The sequence below is a fragment of the Mesorhizobium sp. A623 genome (assembly GCF_054489405.1).
The window spans coordinates 195,538-210,481 of sequence record NZ_JBTMXB010000001.1 but is presented as its reverse complement, the minus strand read 5'-3'; the positions used below and the strand labels follow the sequence as shown (position 1 = coordinate 210,481).

The window sequence follows — 14,944 nt, the reverse complement described above, 5'->3', positions numbered from 1 at the left end:
CAGACCATCATGAGCGCCAGACCTTGATCCCGCGCATCCTCATCGTCAGCGACGGTTCGGACAAGCGGACGAAGGGCCTTGCGGCCCGTTTGCGCCAAGGCGGCGCTGTTGTTGCGACCGCGCCGCTCGCGGCAATCGCCTTCGACACCAGCAGCCCCGGCGGGCTTTCCATCCCCGGCCTCGAGGCCGGCAACGGCTTGCCGGATGCGGTTCTGGTCCGTTCGATCTCCGCAGGCTCGTTCGAGGCCGTCACGCGCCGCCTCGGTGTCTTGCACGCGCTTGGCCGGCTCGGCGTCACCGTTTGGAATTCCGCGCAATCGATCGAGGGCTGCGTCGACAAGTCGATGACGACTTTCCTGCTGCAGAATGCCGGCCTGCCCACACCGCCGACCTTTGCCGTCGAAGGATTTGCGATGGCACAGGAGATCGTCCGCCGGGAATTAGCGAACGCCCCGCTGGTGCTGAAGCCGCTGTTCGGTGCGCAGGGACGAGGGATCAGGCTGATCCGCTCGCTCGCCGATCTGCCGCCCCCGGACGAAGTAGGCGACGTCTATTACCTCCAGCATTATGTGCCGCGTCCCGGCCCGCCCTATCGGGACTTTCGCGTCTTCGTCTGTGCCGGGCAGGTCGTTGCCATGATGAGCCGAAACAGCGGCGACTGGATAACCAACGTCAACCGAGGCGGCTTGCCGGCGGTGGTCGAGAAGACCCGAGAGAACGACCTGGCAAGGCTGGCGATCGCCGCCTCCGCCGCGGTCGGCACGGACTTTTCCGGGGTCGACATCGTCCAGTCCGATAACGGCCGCCTGTTTGTGCTCGAGGTCAACAGCATGCCGGCATGGACCGGGCTGCAGTCGGTCTCAGCGGTAAACGTGGCCGATGCGATTGCGGACGCGCTCCTGGCATTCGTGACCGGATGCGCCGAGGCACCATCGCTCCGCCCGCGCCGCGTCGAACCCGCAAGGCCATGACATGACGCTGTCGCGGGAACATATTCGGATAACCTATGAAGACGCGTGCCGGCGCGAGATCGAGGCGCTGAAGCCGGGCAACGTGCATGTCTTTTCGGATGGGCACGGCATGACCAGCGACCAGTTCCTGACCAGCGCGCGCGTCTCGTCGGGACCGCTGACCGATCCTGGCCTGGGCCTGGGCGCGCGCATCCGGGAAGCGGTGCACGCCACGCGAAAGGCAGTCGCCACCAACACCAATCTCGGCATTCTTCTTCTGGCAGGGCCGCTCGCCCGCGCTGCCGAAATGCCGGGCGACAGCCTGCGCGGCAATGTCGACGCGGTCTTGCAAACTGTCGGACCGGAGGATACGAGACTGGTTTTCGAAGCAATCACGCTGGCCGCGCCGGGTGGCCTCGGATCGGCCGAAAACGATGTGCGGGAAGCCCCGAAAGTAACGCTGCTTCAGGCCATGCGGGAAGCATCCGACCGGGACATGGTCGCACGCCAATACACCAACGCTTTCGACGATGTTTTCACTGTCGGCGTGCGGACGCTCGAACTGGCCTTATCTCGCGGCGAAGCCGGCATGTGGCCGGTCATATTCGCCTACATGGCGTTTTTTGCCGAATTTCCCGACAGCCATGTGGCCCGCAGGCATGGCGATCGGATTGCCTTGCAGTTGCGCGACGAAGCGGCTGAGGTCAATTCGACGCTTCACGCCACGACCGACGAGGCGTCGCGCCTGCGCCTGCTCACCACGTTCGACCGACAGTTGAAAGCGCGGAAGATCAACCCGGGAACGTCAGCCGACCTGACCGTCGCCAGTGTTTTCGCGCACAGTCTCGCGACCATCTTGCATTAAGGGACCGATGGTGCTTGACTTGTGCGAAGCAGGAAACTTTTCCCGCTGCTATCTAGCCAACCGGTCCGGACATTCCGGGCGCTGCCAACAAGGATAGCTGTTCATCGGGCACACGCTCGGTTGCGGCTCTTTGAACACAACAATGGTGGTTTTGGAGGAAATTGGTATGGCAAAGATAACCAAAGTAATGGTCGGCGAATCCTTGGTCGGAGACGGCAACGAGGTGGCGCATGTCGACCTGCTCATCGGCCCAAGGGGAAGTGCAGTCGAGGCGGCCTTCTGCAACGCGCTCACCAACAACAAGGATGGCTTCACCTCGCTTCTGGCGGTGATCGCGCCCAATCTTCAGTGCAAACCCAATACGGTGATGTTCAACAAGGTCACCATCAAGGGCGCAAAGCAGGCGGTCCAGATGTTCGGCCCGGCCCAGCACGGGGTCGCAAAAGCCGTGCAGGATTGCGTTGCCGAAGGCATCATCCCGGCGGCCGAGGCGGATGACATCTTCATCTGCGTCGGCGTGTTCATCCATTGGGACGCGGACGACGACGCGAAGATCCAGAAATACAATTACGAGGCGACCAAGGAAGCCATCCAGCGCGCAATCTCTGGTACGCCGACAGCCGCCGAAGCCACAGCGCAGCGGGACAAGGTCAAGCACCCCTACGCGGCTTAGACAAGAGACAACCCCGCACAGGCAAAGCCGTTGGCGGAGCCTGACGGCCTGATGCGCCGGTTGAAAAAATTGCTGGGATTCTGATACCCAAGCTTCGCCCGAAAAGTATTTTGCTTTTCGGGCGAAGCGGTTTTGGGACGGGAATGCCCGCTCCCCTGTTTCGGAGCGCGCACCACATCTCGGTCACTCTACGCGCTAAGCGACGCGAGTTGCGCGGACGTCAACGTGCCGTCGTGAAGCGAGGTGGCGACCAGCGCACCCTCCATGCCAAGCGAAGACAGGCTGCGAATGTCGCTTTCGTTACGCACCCCTCCGGCAGCGATCACGGCTCGATTTCCGGCCTTCGCCTTGATCTCGGTCAGGCGCGCGAAATCGGGGCCGGCGGCGGAACCGACCTTGGCCAGCGTCATGACGATGACCGTTTGCGGCCAGATCTCCGGCTGTTCCAGCAGGGACTGCGGCCCGCGAAATCCGTCAGCAAAGAAATCGAGCGACAGGATCAAATGGGGATTTTCGCGGAAACGGCGCAGCAGCGTATCGTCGGCCTGCGATTCCGATCCAAGAATGGGAAACAGGAAAGGTTCGGCAAGCGCTTTTGCAAGGGCGTTGCTATCGGCGATGCCCGCGTCGATCCATAATTCAGGGGCCTTTTCTATGGCACGCAACCGGGCCGCCGCACCGACGTCGGGCGCTCCTCCGGCGATGGCGTCCAGGTCGGCGATATAGAAAGTGGAAAACGGATGAAGGTTGCGCAGGCCCTCGGCTACCGCGACGATGTCGGAACCGGTGCTCAGCGGGGTTATGATCGGCTTGTAACGGTCGCGCCTGCCCTGTACGGCACGAACAACCTCGCCGCCTTTCAAGTCCAGGACTGGAATGATCCGCAATTTTTTCTCCCTATACCCAAGCCTGCCTATAAGACTGCCAGCCCTTTGTCATGAAAGTTCGAAGTTTGGAAAAGAAGACGAAAATCATTGCCGGGTTCGATGTCGGCGGTGCCCATCTGAAGGTGACGCGCGCGGTCGATGGCCGCATCGTCGCAGCGAACACCTTCCTCATGCCGCTTTGGCTGGGGCTCGACCGCCTGAAGGCGGCGCTTGACGAAGCCGCACCGCTTTATGCGGGAACCGATCTCAACGCTTTCACCATGACCGGCGAGTTGTCGGATATTTTCCCATCCCGCGATGCCGGCGTCGCAGCCCTCTCCGACGAGATTTCGCGGCATTTCCCGACAGGTGAAAAGCTGATCTATGCCGGGCGCTCTGGCTTTATCGGAGTCGAGAAGGCCGGGCAGAACGCGCTCGACGTGGCGTCGGCAAACTGGCATGCGACGGCTTCGCTGGTTGCCAGACTGGCGGGCGACGCGCTGTTCCTCGACATGGGCTCGACCACCACGGACATCATCGCCACCAAGGCCGGGATCGCCACCAAGGCCGGGATCGCCACCAAGGCCGGGATCGCCACCAAGGCCGGGATCGCCACCAAGGCCGGGACCGTCATCAATCATGGCTATACCGACGCCGAGCGGATGCTGAGCGGCGAACTGGTCTATACCGGCTTCACCCGCACATTCCTGTTCGGCATTGCTGACTCGGCCCCTGTTCGAGGCCGAGCGACACCGCTGATGAACGAGTATTTCGCCTCGATTGCCGACGTTCACCGCATTCTGGGCGTGCTCGATGAAAACGACGACAAGCACTCCACCGCCGACGGCAAGGAAAAGACGGTCAATGGCTCGGTCTCGCGGCTGGCGCGGATGATCGGACACGACGCCGCCGACCTGAACGCGACCGAGTGGCGCGATATCGCTGGCTGGTTCAGCGAACAGCAGTTGCGGAAGATTCACGACGCGACATTCCTCGTTGCCGGCAATGCCGCAGCGGACGCACCGATTGTCGGCGCTGGCACGGGCCGCTGGCAGATCAGGCGGCTGGCCGAGCGCATGTGCCGCCGCTTCATTGATTTTTCCGACCTGATCCCCGCCGACGAAGCAGTCAAGAGCGAAGCAAGCAGTGCAGCACCCGCTTCTGCCGTGGCGCTGTTGGCCGGCTATCTACCGTAAGCTGCTGCTAACGGTTTGCGTCCGGTTCACCGCTCTTTTCGGTGTCCAGATGGTCGCTGACGCGCTGCATCAGCCAGCCCCAGGCCTCGGCCTCTTCGGGGCCGGCAGTCTTGTCGATGGCGATGGTCAGATAGGCGATCTCCGCCTCGATCTTTTCGCGCGGCAGCATGCCGAGCCGGCTGACCAGGATGGCCAGTTCCAGCACCGCCGCCTTGGCGCGGTTCATGCCTGTAAAAGGCGCGTGCATTTCCTCCTGCACCACACGGCAGAAATGGCGCGGACGCACGCCGTCATCGCTTACGGACACGACTTCCAGAACCGAATGGGCAAGCGCTGCCTCCAGGCGCGGCACCGGGTAGCCCGCGACGGGCACGGTCGGCCAGTTTTTTCGCCCGGTCAGGCAACCGGCAAAGATGCGCACATCGTCGGTGTAGCTGGCGACGGCAAACGGCACCTCGCCTAGATTGTCGAGGGTGGTCGACGGACGGAACGGCGCGACCACCCAGCTGTCCTTCTCGGCGATGATGCCGAGCGGCGCGATATGGACCTTGCCGGCCTTGTCCACCGTAGTGACGATGCACTCGCGAATGTAAGGCACCTACCCCTCCTTTTTCGCGCGCAGCGTATGGCCGGCTTCGGCAAGGCGGGTGCGGTCGGCCTCCGGCGCGGGTGCCGCCACGCCCCAGGCGAGCGGTTCGTCCTGCGCGTAGCGTTTGCCCAATCGCCAGGCGATCTCGGCCTTCATCAGTTCCACCCCTAGATAGAAAGCGTGTGCGCCGTCCGCTTCGACCCCAAGTCCGGGAAACAACTCGAACGCGTCCTTTGCGACCGCGTGGCCCTTGTTGTTGAAGATGTGGATGCCGTCTTCACTCGTTGCGATGCGGAAATTGCCGTCGCGCACGCTGGCCGCCAGCGCCTCGATGTCCTCGGTCGTCGCCGTGAACGGTCTTCTGTCGTGAATTTGCAGCAGGCCGGCATGATAGCCGCGCGGCAGCGCGCCGTCATTGTGGGCAGCAAACATCATGCGGCGCGCGATGTCGTGTTCCTCGACGGTGCGCACCGTGTGCGGGCTGACATGGACGGTCAGCACGTTGCCGATCCGCAGTTCCGAGCAGAGCCCGGCCAGCATGGCGGTCATGCCGGAACTGTCGGCGTCGGTCAGTTCCGTGAGGTTGCCGGTGCCCATCAACAGCTCAATGTCCGGCCAGCGGCGGCGCGCTTCGATGAAGCGGCCGAGCGAGGCGGCAAAGCCGAAATGGATCGGATCGAGCACCGGATCGGCGATGAAGGCAATGCCGGCCGTTTGCGCGATGGCAATGGCGCGGCCGAGCGAATCCAGATCGCCGGGCACCGCCGGGATCAGCACCGGCATCGCGCCATGGCCCAGCACCAGCGGCAGCGTGGTTTCGTTGAGGCTGAGCAGGTAGTCGGCACCGGCCTGCGCGCCGATCAGCAATTCGTCGGTGCTGGCGGAATCGACGCTGACGCAAAAACCCTGGCGCTTCAATTCGCGTACCGCCTCGCCAAGCAGCGGAAACGGCGTTTCCGGCAGGCAACCGAGGTCGATCACATCGGCACCCGCCGCCGCCAATTTTCGCGCTCGCGCCAGCAGGCCCTCGATGGACAGCATCGGCGCATCGACGATTTCGGCGAAAATGCGCATGTCGTGGCGTGACAGGTCGGGCGCTTGCCCCGCCCGCCCCAGAAAGACCGGCAGGTCGACGATCTCGTCGGGCCCGCGCACGAAAGGCACGCCGAAATGCGCGGACAGATTTTCGACATCGCCCCGGTAGCGGCCGGGCAGGATGACGCGGTCGGTGCCTTCCGGCAGGACCAAGCGCCGCTTGATGATGTCCTCGCTCATCAGGGCGGCGACCTTGACGCCGATGTCGATGATCTCCCAGGAAAAATCCGTCTCGCCAAGGCCGGTCAGCAGCTTTTCCAGCCGGGCTTTGGCCAGATGGCCGGTGACGAAAACAAGACGTTCAGACATCGCCAGCCAATTCCGCCTGACGCTCGCGGATCGCCTGCTTCAGGCCGGCCAGCGATTCCACCACGCGGGTTCGCTCGAAGGTTTTCAAGCGCTCGGTGTGCTCCAGATCGATCTTGCGCGGATAGACCTTGACCATGCCGTGCGGCGCCATGGTTTCGAGTTCGGGAGCGGTGTCGCAGGCAAAGACGATGGACGGAATGCGGCATTTACCGGCCTGAGCGAAGACATTGGTGGCCAGCGTATCGGAAATGCCGAGCACGCATTTGGCGACGGTGTTGGAACTGGCCGGTGCGATCACCACCGAATGATAGACGCCATGATAGAACTCGCCGACCGGCACGGCGCTGGCGGTCTTGTCGTGCAGCACGCGCGCGCCTTCGGGGAAATCGAGCTTGAGCTTGTACATGCGCAGCACTTCATTGGCCGCCTTCGAAACAAAAACATCGCAATGTTCAAGCTCGTGGATGAGCGCAAAACTTTCGGTGAAAAAATGGCCGGACCCGGTCAGAACCCATGCCCAGCGTGGCGTGTGCAGCTTGGCCATGTCCTATCCCGTTTTTTTCATGGCGCGCACCGCCATTTTCTGACCCGGCAACCTGCCTGCCCCCAGCCTCGTAGAAGCCGTCGCTGCGTCGCGTGGGCCGGCCAGATAAAAATCAACGCCGGCAGGCAGCATGGCGGCGAAGCAGGCGTCGACGATGCCGTTGGCCGCAAGCCGGTCGATGGTATCGTGTTCGGTGAATGCATTGCTTTGCTTGACCAGCAGCAGCGTTTCCGCGCCGATTTTTCCGGCAAGCCAGGCGGCCAGAGAGTCCGAGGTGATGTCCCATGAGGCAGGAATATCGGCCGCGCTCAGTGCCATCGATGATGGCAGCCACACCGGGATTGTTTTGCGCTCAAGCGCCTGTTCGATCTCCGCCATCGACTGCGCGGGGACCAGCCTTTCATGCCGGTCGAGGAGGACATGGCCGAGCTGCTCCATGGCGAGGATCGCCATGGCGTGCGCGGCCTTATCGGAAAAACCCATACGCTTTTGCGCGTCGCGGACCTGATCGGCGAAAGGCCCGCCGCCGGGCACGATGACGAGCGGCAGGCTGGAACCCGCCAGTGCCGCTATCCATAGGCCGAGTTCCGGCGCGCCCGCCGTGCTGCCGCCCAGCTTGACGACGACAGGCCTCACGAGTTGAGGCCCTTCTTGGAAAACGCCGCACCGCCCTCCTGAACTGGGCGACGTTGCGCCTTTGCCTGCTGGCGTTTGCGTTCGATCTCGACGCCGACGCCGCCAGCACCCAGTTCGAGTTTCTCCACCCTGACCGTGACGCGCGCGACACGCGGATGCTCCAGCACAAGCGCCGCCACCTGTTCGGCCAACGCCTCGCTGAGTTGAACGTGGCCGCGCGCAACGATGGTGCGGATGCCGTCCATGATGATGTCGTAGGAGAACACATGGCGCATGTCCTGCGGATCGTCGGTCACCCGCAATACATCGGCAGTGACGTCGAAACGGACTTTTTGGGTGTGGCCGTGCTCGAAACTGTAAGCGCCGATATTCACCGGCAACACAAAGTCGCGCACGAAAATCCTGTCCGTCCCCAGTGTCGGGTCGACGCCCGGCGAATAGCCTCGCGCTGCCAGCAGGCGGTAATCGACGCTTGACGGCGTACCTGCCCGAGGCTCCTGCGGGATCAGTTCGCGGATCTCCGCAACGGCGTCCGGACTGATCGCGCCGGCACGTCCGGCATCACCGCACAACGCACCGCGAAAGCCGAGAAAATCGGGCGCAAAGGCCAGCAGGCGGGGAACGTCCGGCGCCTCCAGCGATCCGCTGAGGCCAACCAGCAGACCGAGTTCCCTGGCCCGGTCGACAAATTCCGGGATGCGCTGGGGCGGCAGATGGTCGAGCAGCCGGCCATTCGACTTTTGCGCCGTGTCGACCATCGCGCCGTGAAAGCGATGTTTCCTGAATACCGGCAAAAGCTCGAAATCGGGTGCCAAATCGGCGAAAAGTACGGCGATCAGCTTCGTTTTCGCGGCAAGCGGTTCGAGCGCTTTCGCGCAGGCGGCGGCATTTTCCGAGGGGAAAAACCCGATCTTGACATAGTCGACGCCGGTCGCGGCGATCTCTTCGGCCTTGGCGCGGATTGTGTCGGGTTGCATCGGCAAGTCGCCGCAGACCGCGCTGACCGGCGCGCGGCCGGCGATGGACGCTACGGCTTGGCGGATGGTTTGCGTTGAGGCAGCACCGAGCGCCCCGACTGCCGGGTCCTTCAGATCGACAATGTCGGCGCCGCCCGCAAGCACGATTTCCGCCTCTTCGGTGCCGGTGACGCTGGCCAGCATTCTCGTCATTTGAACAGGTTCTCCAGCTTGGAAGACGCAACCCTACCCATAAGCCAAATATCCTTGCTGCGCCCCGTGAAAAAACACGAGGCTAAAGCGGACCGGAAAAGTCCACTTCCAGGGTTTGATAAAAATCTCTGGTCGGGTAAGGTCATGGTGGGCACCTTGACTTCGCGCCGGTCCGATCACAATCGGACTTTAGCGCAGGAAGGGTAATTTATCGATGACGAGCGCGGTGCCAGGCACTCTGGTGGCCTTATTGTGCTTTTTTTCCCTGACCGTCAACGCACCCGGCGCGTTTGCACAGGAAGCGACGGTCAAGCCCGAAAAACAGATCACCGAAGTCAGGATCGGCTATCTGCGGGCCTATACGCCGGAATTGACGCTTTCGCTGCTCGACCTGCCGCCGCGCGATGAAGGTATCGCGGGTGCGAATGTGGCGATCGGCGACAACAACACTACGGGCAAGTTCCTCGGCCAGAAATTCGCCCTCGACATCGCCGAGATAAAACCGGACGCGGACGTTGTTCAACCGTTCAACGACCTCATCGCCAAGGGCGACCGCTATGTGGTGGCGGACCTCTCGGCCAAGCAACTGCTGTCCATCGCCGATATCGCCCGCGACAAGGGCGTGCTGATCTTCAATATCGGCGCGACCGACGACGATCTGCGCGAGGAGAATTGCCGCATCAACGTCTTTCACATCGTGCCGACGCGCAGCATGCTGGCCGACGCGCTTGCCCAGTATCTGATCGTGAAGAAATGGCCGAAATGGGTGCTGCTCTACGGCTCGCACGAGAAGGATCACCTCTATGCCGACGCCTTGCGCCGCGCGGCAACCCGTTTCGGCGGCGAGATCGTCGCGGAAAAGGAATTCAGGGACACCGGGACGGCGCGCCGCACGGATACCGGCGCAACCCAGATCCAGCAGCAGATTTCGGTGTTCACGCAAGACCTGCCCGAGCATGACGTGGTGCTGGTCGCCGACGAAAGCGAGGTGTTTGGAACCTATGTTCCCTACCGCACCTGGATGCCGCGGCTGGTGGCCGGCACGGCCGGCCTCGTCCCGTCGTCCTGGCATCCGGCCAGCGAACAATGGGGCGGCATCCAGATGCAGAGCCGCTTCCTGAAAACGACGGGCAGGCGGATGCTTTCCAAAGACATGTCCGCCTGGACGGCGGTGCGGGCGGTTGGCGAGGCGACGACGCGCACCAATGGCAACGATCCGAAGAAGATCGACGCCTATATCCGCTCGGACGATTTTTCGGTCGCCGCCTTCAAGGGGCAGAAGCTGACCTTCCGCAAATGGAACCTGCAGCTTCGCCAGCCGATCCTGCTCGGCGACGCCAAGTCCGTCGTTTCAACGTCGCCGCAGGAAGGTTTCCTCCACCAGGTTTCCACACTGGATACGCTCGGCATCGACCAGCCGGAAACCAAATGCGTTCTCAAATAAAATAGAGCGTCCTTAACTAAAGCAAACCGGGAGGAATTTTGGTGCATAGACGAACTTACGCATTCGCCATTCTGGCAAGCGGCCTGATGGCCAGTCCGGCGGCGGCCTATACGGCCTATGTCTCCAACGAGAAGGACAATACGATAACCGTCGTCGATACGGCGACGATGAAGGTGGTGAAGACCATCGAGGTCGGCCAGCGCCCGCGCGGCATCACCATCTCGCATGACGGCAAGTTCGTCTATCTGTGCGCCAGCGACGACGACACGATCGAGGTCATCGACACGGCGACGCTGGAGATCGTCGACACGCTGCCGTCCGGACCCGACCCCGAACTCTTCGTGCTGTCGCCCGATGGCAAGACGCTCTACGTCGCCAATGAGGACGACAATCTCGTCACCGTCATCGATATCGCCAGCAAGCAGGTGCTTTCGGAAATCCCCGTCGGCGTCGAGCCGGAAGGCATGGGCATCAGCCCCGACGGCAAGACCATGGTCAACACCTCCGAAACCACCAGCATGGCGCATTTCATCGATACCGCCACGCATGAGGTGACCGACAATGTGCTGGTCGACACGCGGCCGCGCTACGCCGAATTCACGCCGGACGGCAAGCAGGTCTGGGTCAGCGCCGAAGTCGGCGGCACCGTCAGCGTCATCGACAATGCCAAGCGCGAGGTGGTGAAGAAGATCGAGTTCGCGATTTCGGGCTTGCGCGCCGAAAGCATCCAGCCGGTCGGCGTCGCCATCAGCGACGACGGCAAGAAGGCCTATGTCGCGCTGGGGCCGGCAAACCATGTCGCGGTCGTCAACACCGCAACCTATGAGGTGGAGAAGTACATTCTGGTCGGCCAGCGCGTCTGGCACCTGGCCTTCACGCCCGACCAGAAGACGCTGATCACCACCAACGGCAATTCCAACGACCTCACCTTCATCGACACCGCGACCGACGAGCCTGTCGAATCGCTGACTGTCGGCCAGCAGCCCTGGGGCGTGGTTGTTTCGCCGAACTAAGAAGCAGGCAACCCAGGCAACAACGGAGTTATGCCATGAATATCTGCCGCACCATCGCCTATGCCGCGCTTGCCGGGATGCTGCTCGCCCCGATAGCTGCGCACGCCGACGACGATGACGATGCGCTGAAGGTGACGCGCTCCAGCAAGAACCTGCCGGAATTGATCCTCGGTTCCCCTGATTCCAGCTACGACGTCAACCAGAAGGATTTCGAGCTGATTGCCGGCCAGGGCTATCGCTGGAAGATCACGTCGAAGGGCGGCTTCGAATACAAGTTCGTCACCGATCTGTTCCGCAATGTGTGGATGGACCAGATCGTCATCGACGATCTGGAAGTGCATATGGCGGGCGCGCCGGCCTGGCTGGAATTCGACGATACCGGCACGATCCTGGTGCAGTTCCACACGGTGCGTCCCGGCGAATATACCTGGTCGATCCCCGATCTCGCCGACAAGGGCATGTCGGGAAAGATCACGATCAAGTGACGCTGGCCGGAGACGGTCAGGCTATGACGGTTTCATCGGAAGGCGTCATAGTGCGCATCGCGCCATAAGGAACAACCGCGTGCAGCATGTGAGGACACAAGGAGAAGGCGTGGCGGCAGCACTCGAGGTTGCCGCCGTCAGCCATTTTTATGGCCAGAAGCAAGCGCTCGACGCCGTCTCTTTCTCGATCGCCCCGGCGACTTTTACCGTCCTTCTGGGCCTCAACGGGGCCGGCAAGACCACGCTGTTCTCGCTGATCAGCCACCTTTACGATACCCGCCAAGGCTCGATCCGTATCTTCGGCCACGACATCAGCCGCACTTCCGGCGAAGCATTGCGGCGTGTCGGCATCGTCTTCCAGGCGCGCACGCTCGATCTCGATCTCACCGTCCACCAGAACCTCGCCTACCACGCCGCGCTGCATGGCATCGGCAGCCGCGAAGCCAGGCAGCGCATCGGGGCGCTGCTGGAAACGGTCGATATGCAAAGCCGTCAGCACGACAAGGCGCGCAGTCTTTCGGGCGGCCAGATGCGCCGCATCGAGATCGCCAGAGCCCTGCTGCACCGCCCGTCGCTGCTTCTGCTCGACGAGGCGACGGTCGGGCTCGACATTCAATCCCGCGCCGGCATTCTCGCCACCATCCGCAAGCTTGTCGAAACCGAGGGGATCGGCGTTTTGTGGGCCACGCATCTGATCGACGAGGTCGAGACCGGCGACGACGGCGTGGTGTTGCGGCAAGGCAGGCTGGTAGCCAAGGGCAAGATGTCCGATGTCGTCGCCGCCACCGGCGCCGGGTCGATCCGCGCGGCCTTTTCAAAGCTCAGCGGGATCGAACCAGCGGAACTGATGCCATGAGCAACCCAGGAACAAGCAAGCCGGGAATGCCCGAACAGGCAATCGACGTCGTCGCGGTGCGGTCCGAACCGTTCGGCCTGCAACACTATCTCATTTGCCTCAAGGGCATCGTGCTGCGTGAGTTGCTGCGCTTCCTGCATCAACGCGAGCGCTTCATCTCCTCGCTGGTGCGGCCGCTGATCTGGCTGTTCATTTTCGCCGCCGGATTCCGCCAGGTGCTCGGCGTGTCGATCATCCCGCCCTACAAGACATATGTTCTCTACGAGGTCTACATCACGCCAGGCCTTTGCGGCATGATCCTGTTGTTTGCCGGCATGCAGTCGTCGCTGTCGATGGTCTACGACCGCGAAATGGGCAATATGCGCACGCTGCTGGTCAGCCCGTTTCCGCGCTGGTTCCTGCTGGTGTCGAAGATGCTCGCAGGCGTGTCCGTATCCATCGCGCAGGTCTACGCGTTTCTGCTGGTCGCCTGGTTCTGGGGGGTCAAGGGGCCGCCGCTCGGCTATCTGTTCATCCTGCCGGCGCTGTTCCTGTCCGGCACGATGCTGTGCGCGCTCGGGCTGCTTTTGTCTTCGATGATAAAACAACTCGAGAATTTCGCCGGCATCATGAATTTCGTGATCTTTCCGGCCTATTTCGCCTCTCCGGCACTTTATCCCTTGTGGCGAATTCAGGAGGCGAGCCCCCTGCTCTACAAGATTTGCCTGGCCAATCCGTTTACCTATGCGGTCGAACTGATCCGGTTTGCGTTCTACGGTCAGCTTGACCTGGTATCGCTGGGCGTGGTTACCGGCTGCATGCTGCTGTTTCTTGGCGGCGCCATTGTCGCCTACGACCCTTCACGCGGCTTGATGAGCCGCAAACACGACACGGGAGGAAATGCCTGATGGCACGGATCGTTCATGTCGGCGGCCTGATTGCGGTTGCCCTGTTCCTGACGACGGCAAACGCCGGCGCGGCCAATGCCGACCCCGACTGGCCCTGCATCCAGCGCAAGGTGCCGCAACTTTCTCCCGGCCAGTTCTGGAACGGGCCGGAACTGCCTGAGACGGCGAAGGACTGGGCGAAGGATGCCGGCGTTTCAGCCTTGGTGGAGGAGGTGGCGGCGCGGCGCGTGCCGCTTGAAGAAGCCGAGAAGAAAATCGGCGACTTCGCAAGCGCCTTGCCGGCGGATCAGCGTGAGCCGCGCCTGACGATGCTCGTGCAGGGTCTGTTCGACCATATGAGCGCCGAGCGCTCTCACGTCATGACCGGGATAAGCCGTTATGCCCACAAGCAGATCGAAATGGCGGCACAGTTGCGCAAGACTTCGTCAGCGGTCGATGCGCTGCGTGAAAAGCCCGATGCAAATCCCGACGCCGTCGAGCGGCAAACCGATCAACTGACCTTTGCCACCCGGATCTACCAGGAGCGCGTGCAATCGCTGACCTATGTCTGCGATGTGCCGACGATCATCGAGCAACGGCTTTACCAACTGGACAAGACGATCGCGCAGATACTGGCGAAGAAGTAGCCTTCTCCGGGAGGCTATCGGCCATGCGTCCGCCGAGACGCACGGCCGATTGTCATTCTGTGCCGGCTATTTTTGGGCCGGCTACTTCGAAAACTGTTTCAGGTAGGCGATGACGTTGGCTACGTCCTCGTCCTTCTTGAGGCCAGCGAAAGCCATCTTGTTGCCCTTGATCGCCGCCTTGGGGTCGTGAAGATAGGTCGCCAGCGTTGCGTCATCCCATTTGGTCCCGGATTTTCCAGCCTCGATCATGGCCGGGGAATATTTGAACCCTTCATGGGTGCCGGCCACCCGCCCAATCACGTGGTTCAGGGACGGCCCGACCTTGTTCTTGTCCGTATCGGCGACATGGCAAGCCTTGCACTTGGCAAAGACCTTCTCACCCGCCGCGGCATCCTGGGCCTGGGCTTGCCCGGCAATTCCGACCGCTGCGGACAAGGCAGCAAAAAACACTAACGCGCGCATGGTATCTCCTCACTGATCGTCATGGTGCCCTAGACGATTGAACACGCCGATGCCTCGATACGACCGGGCGACGGCACCTTCAAGCCAAAAGGCTAACCCCCGGGCCGGGTAAGTCAACAGGATATGAATTTTGCACCTGCAACGAGCCGCCCCCCGGCCTTTCGTCCTGTTGACGCTTTTTGGACGAGCGCGTAGCCTCAAGCGGTTCCATTTCCCGTCGGGCACCTCGGGAACTGACAGTCGGCGAAATTGCCGAAGCGAAATTGCCGAAACAAGCGC

The 14,944-nt window shown here is 62.2% G+C and carries 17 protein-coding genes; 10 read left to right on the top strand and 7 right to left on the bottom strand.

Annotated elements, in window-relative coordinates; all coding sequences use genetic code 11:
• Positions 1-23: 23 nt before the first annotated feature.
• The 3 genes from ACX3P1_RS01050 (at position 24) to fae (ending at position 2,488) form a co-directional block, all read left to right on the top strand.
• A complete protein-coding gene (locus ACX3P1_RS01050; protein ID WP_459077665.1) occupies positions 24-971 on the top strand; it encodes an ATP-grasp domain-containing protein in 948 nt (315 codons plus the stop codon).
• 1 nt (position 972) lies between these two features.
• Positions 973-1,815, top strand: a complete 843-nt coding sequence (locus tag ACX3P1_RS01045) for a triphosphoribosyl-dephospho-CoA synthase (RefSeq protein ID WP_459077664.1) — start codon at positions 973-975, stop codon at positions 1,813-1,815.
• A 166-nt stretch (positions 1,816-1,981) separates the two neighbouring features.
• A complete protein-coding gene (fae, locus tag ACX3P1_RS01040; RefSeq protein ID WP_459077663.1) occupies positions 1,982-2,488 on the top strand; it encodes a formaldehyde-activating enzyme in 507 nt (168 codons plus the stop codon).
• 188 nt (positions 2,489-2,676) lie between these two features.
• On the opposite strand, the gene ACX3P1_RS01035 is transcribed toward fae, so the two are convergent.
• Entirely contained in the window at positions 2,677-3,375 is a 699-nt protein-coding gene (locus ACX3P1_RS01035; protein ID WP_459077662.1) for a HisA/HisF-related TIM barrel protein, read from the bottom strand.
• Positions 3,376-3,440: 65 nt separating this feature from the next.
• Here ACX3P1_RS01035 and ACX3P1_RS01030 point away from each other — a divergent pair, with 65 nt between their 5' ends.
• Entirely contained in the window at positions 3,441-4,550 is a 1,110-nt protein-coding gene (locus ACX3P1_RS01030) for a hydantoinase/oxoprolinase family protein (protein ID WP_459077661.1), read from the top strand.
• Between the two features lie 7 nt (positions 4,551-4,557).
• On the opposite strand, the gene ACX3P1_RS01025 is transcribed toward ACX3P1_RS01030, so the two are convergent.
• The 5 genes from ACX3P1_RS01025 to ACX3P1_RS01005 are packed head-to-tail and all read right to left on the bottom strand — an operon-like array spanning position 4,558 to position 8,892.
• Positions 4,558-5,148, bottom strand: coding sequence for a DUF447 domain-containing protein (locus ACX3P1_RS01025; protein WP_459077660.1), 591 nt, complete (start codon positions 5,146-5,148; stop codon positions 4,558-4,560).
• The gene (locus tag ACX3P1_RS01020; protein ID WP_459077659.1) at positions 5,149-6,543 is read right to left on the bottom strand and encodes a DUF6513 domain-containing protein; all 1,395 of its coding nucleotides are present in this window, start codon (positions 6,541-6,543) and stop codon (positions 5,149-5,151) included.
• Positions 6,536-7,087 carry a flavoprotein gene (locus tag ACX3P1_RS01015; protein ID WP_459077658.1) on the bottom strand — a complete coding sequence of 184 codons (552 nt, stop codon included), beginning with the start codon at positions 7,085-7,087 and terminating at the stop codon, positions 6,536-6,538. The genes ACX3P1_RS01020 and ACX3P1_RS01015 overlap by 8 nt, the downstream gene beginning before the upstream one ends.
• A gap of 3 nt (positions 7,088-7,090) precedes the next feature.
• Positions 7,091-7,723 carry an amino acid kinase family protein gene (locus tag ACX3P1_RS01010; RefSeq protein ID WP_459077657.1) on the bottom strand — a complete coding sequence of 211 codons (633 nt, stop codon included), beginning with the start codon at positions 7,721-7,723 and terminating at the stop codon, positions 7,091-7,093.
• Complete coding sequence (locus ACX3P1_RS01005; protein WP_459077656.1) at positions 7,720-8,892, bottom strand: (5-formylfuran-3-yl)methyl phosphate synthase; 1,173 nt, start codon at positions 8,890-8,892, stop codon at positions 7,720-7,722. Before ACX3P1_RS01005 ends, ACX3P1_RS01010 begins: the two co-directional genes overlap by 4 nt.
• 214 nt (positions 8,893-9,106) lie before the next feature.
• On the opposite strand from ACX3P1_RS01005, the gene ACX3P1_RS01000 reads away from it, so the two are divergent.
• The 6 genes from ACX3P1_RS01000 (at position 9,107) to ACX3P1_RS00975 (ending at position 14,203) form a co-directional block, all read left to right on the top strand.
• Complete coding sequence (locus tag ACX3P1_RS01000) at positions 9,107-10,336, top strand: ABC transporter substrate-binding protein (RefSeq protein WP_459077655.1); 1,230 nt, start codon at positions 9,107-9,109, stop codon at positions 10,334-10,336.
• Positions 10,337-10,422: 86 nt separating this feature from the next.
• Positions 10,423-11,349, top strand: a complete 927-nt coding sequence (locus tag ACX3P1_RS00995) for a YVTN family beta-propeller repeat protein (protein ID WP_459077914.1) — start codon at positions 10,423-10,425, stop codon at positions 11,347-11,349.
• Between the two features lie 35 nt (positions 11,350-11,384).
• On the top strand, positions 11,385-11,834 hold the full coding sequence (locus ACX3P1_RS00990) for a cupredoxin domain-containing protein (protein WP_459077654.1): 450 nt from the start codon (positions 11,385-11,387) through the stop codon (positions 11,832-11,834).
• Positions 11,835-11,913: 79 nt separating this feature from the next.
• A complete protein-coding gene (locus ACX3P1_RS00985) occupies positions 11,914-12,690 on the top strand; it encodes an ATP-binding cassette domain-containing protein (protein ID WP_459077653.1) in 777 nt (258 codons plus the stop codon).
• Positions 12,691-12,716: 26 nt separating this feature from the next.
• Positions 12,717-13,577, top strand: coding sequence for an ABC transporter permease (locus ACX3P1_RS00980; RefSeq protein WP_459077913.1), 861 nt, complete (start codon positions 12,717-12,719; stop codon positions 13,575-13,577).
• Entirely contained in the window at positions 13,577-14,203 is a 627-nt protein-coding gene (locus ACX3P1_RS00975) for a hypothetical protein (protein WP_459077652.1), read from the top strand. The genes ACX3P1_RS00980 and ACX3P1_RS00975 overlap by 1 nt, the downstream gene beginning before the upstream one ends.
• Before the next feature lie 81 nt (positions 14,204-14,284).
• On the opposite strand, the gene ACX3P1_RS00970 is transcribed toward ACX3P1_RS00975, so the two are convergent.
• Complete coding sequence (locus ACX3P1_RS00970; RefSeq protein WP_459077651.1) at positions 14,285-14,665, bottom strand: c-type cytochrome; 381 nt, start codon at positions 14,663-14,665, stop codon at positions 14,285-14,287.
• Positions 14,666-14,944: the final 279 nt, after the last annotated feature.

Coding starts and splice junctions, on each gene's coding strand:
- ACX3P1_RS01000 (WP_459077655.1), top strand. CDS start 9,107: ATGACGAGCGCGGTGCCAGGCACTCTGGTGGCCTTATTGTGCTTTTTT.
- ACX3P1_RS01020 (WP_459077659.1), bottom strand. CDS start 6,543: ATGTCTGAACGTCTTGTTTTCGTCACCGGCCATCTGGCCAAAGCCCGG.
- ACX3P1_RS00995 (WP_459077914.1), top strand. CDS start 10,423: ATGGCCAGTCCGGCGGCGGCCTATACGGCCTATGTCTCCAACGAGAAG.
- fae (WP_459077663.1), top strand. CDS start 1,982: ATGGCAAAGATAACCAAAGTAATGGTCGGCGAATCCTTGGTCGGAGAC.
- ACX3P1_RS00970 (WP_459077651.1), bottom strand. CDS start 14,665: ATGCGCGCGTTAGTGTTTTTTGCTGCCTTGTCCGCAGCGGTCGGAATT.
- ACX3P1_RS01015 (WP_459077658.1), bottom strand. CDS start 7,087: ATGGCCAAGCTGCACACGCCACGCTGGGCATGGGTTCTGACCGGGTCC.
- ACX3P1_RS00980 (WP_459077913.1), top strand. CDS start 12,717: ATGCCCGAACAGGCAATCGACGTCGTCGCGGTGCGGTCCGAACCGTTC.
- ACX3P1_RS01005 (WP_459077656.1), bottom strand. CDS start 8,892: ATGACGAGAATGCTGGCCAGCGTCACCGGCACCGAAGAGGCGGAAATC.
- ACX3P1_RS00975 (WP_459077652.1), top strand. CDS start 13,577: ATGGCACGGATCGTTCATGTCGGCGGCCTGATTGCGGTTGCCCTGTTC.
- ACX3P1_RS00990 (WP_459077654.1), top strand. CDS start 11,385: ATGAATATCTGCCGCACCATCGCCTATGCCGCGCTTGCCGGGATGCTG.
- ACX3P1_RS01045 (WP_459077664.1), top strand. CDS start 973: ATGACGCTGTCGCGGGAACATATTCGGATAACCTATGAAGACGCGTGC.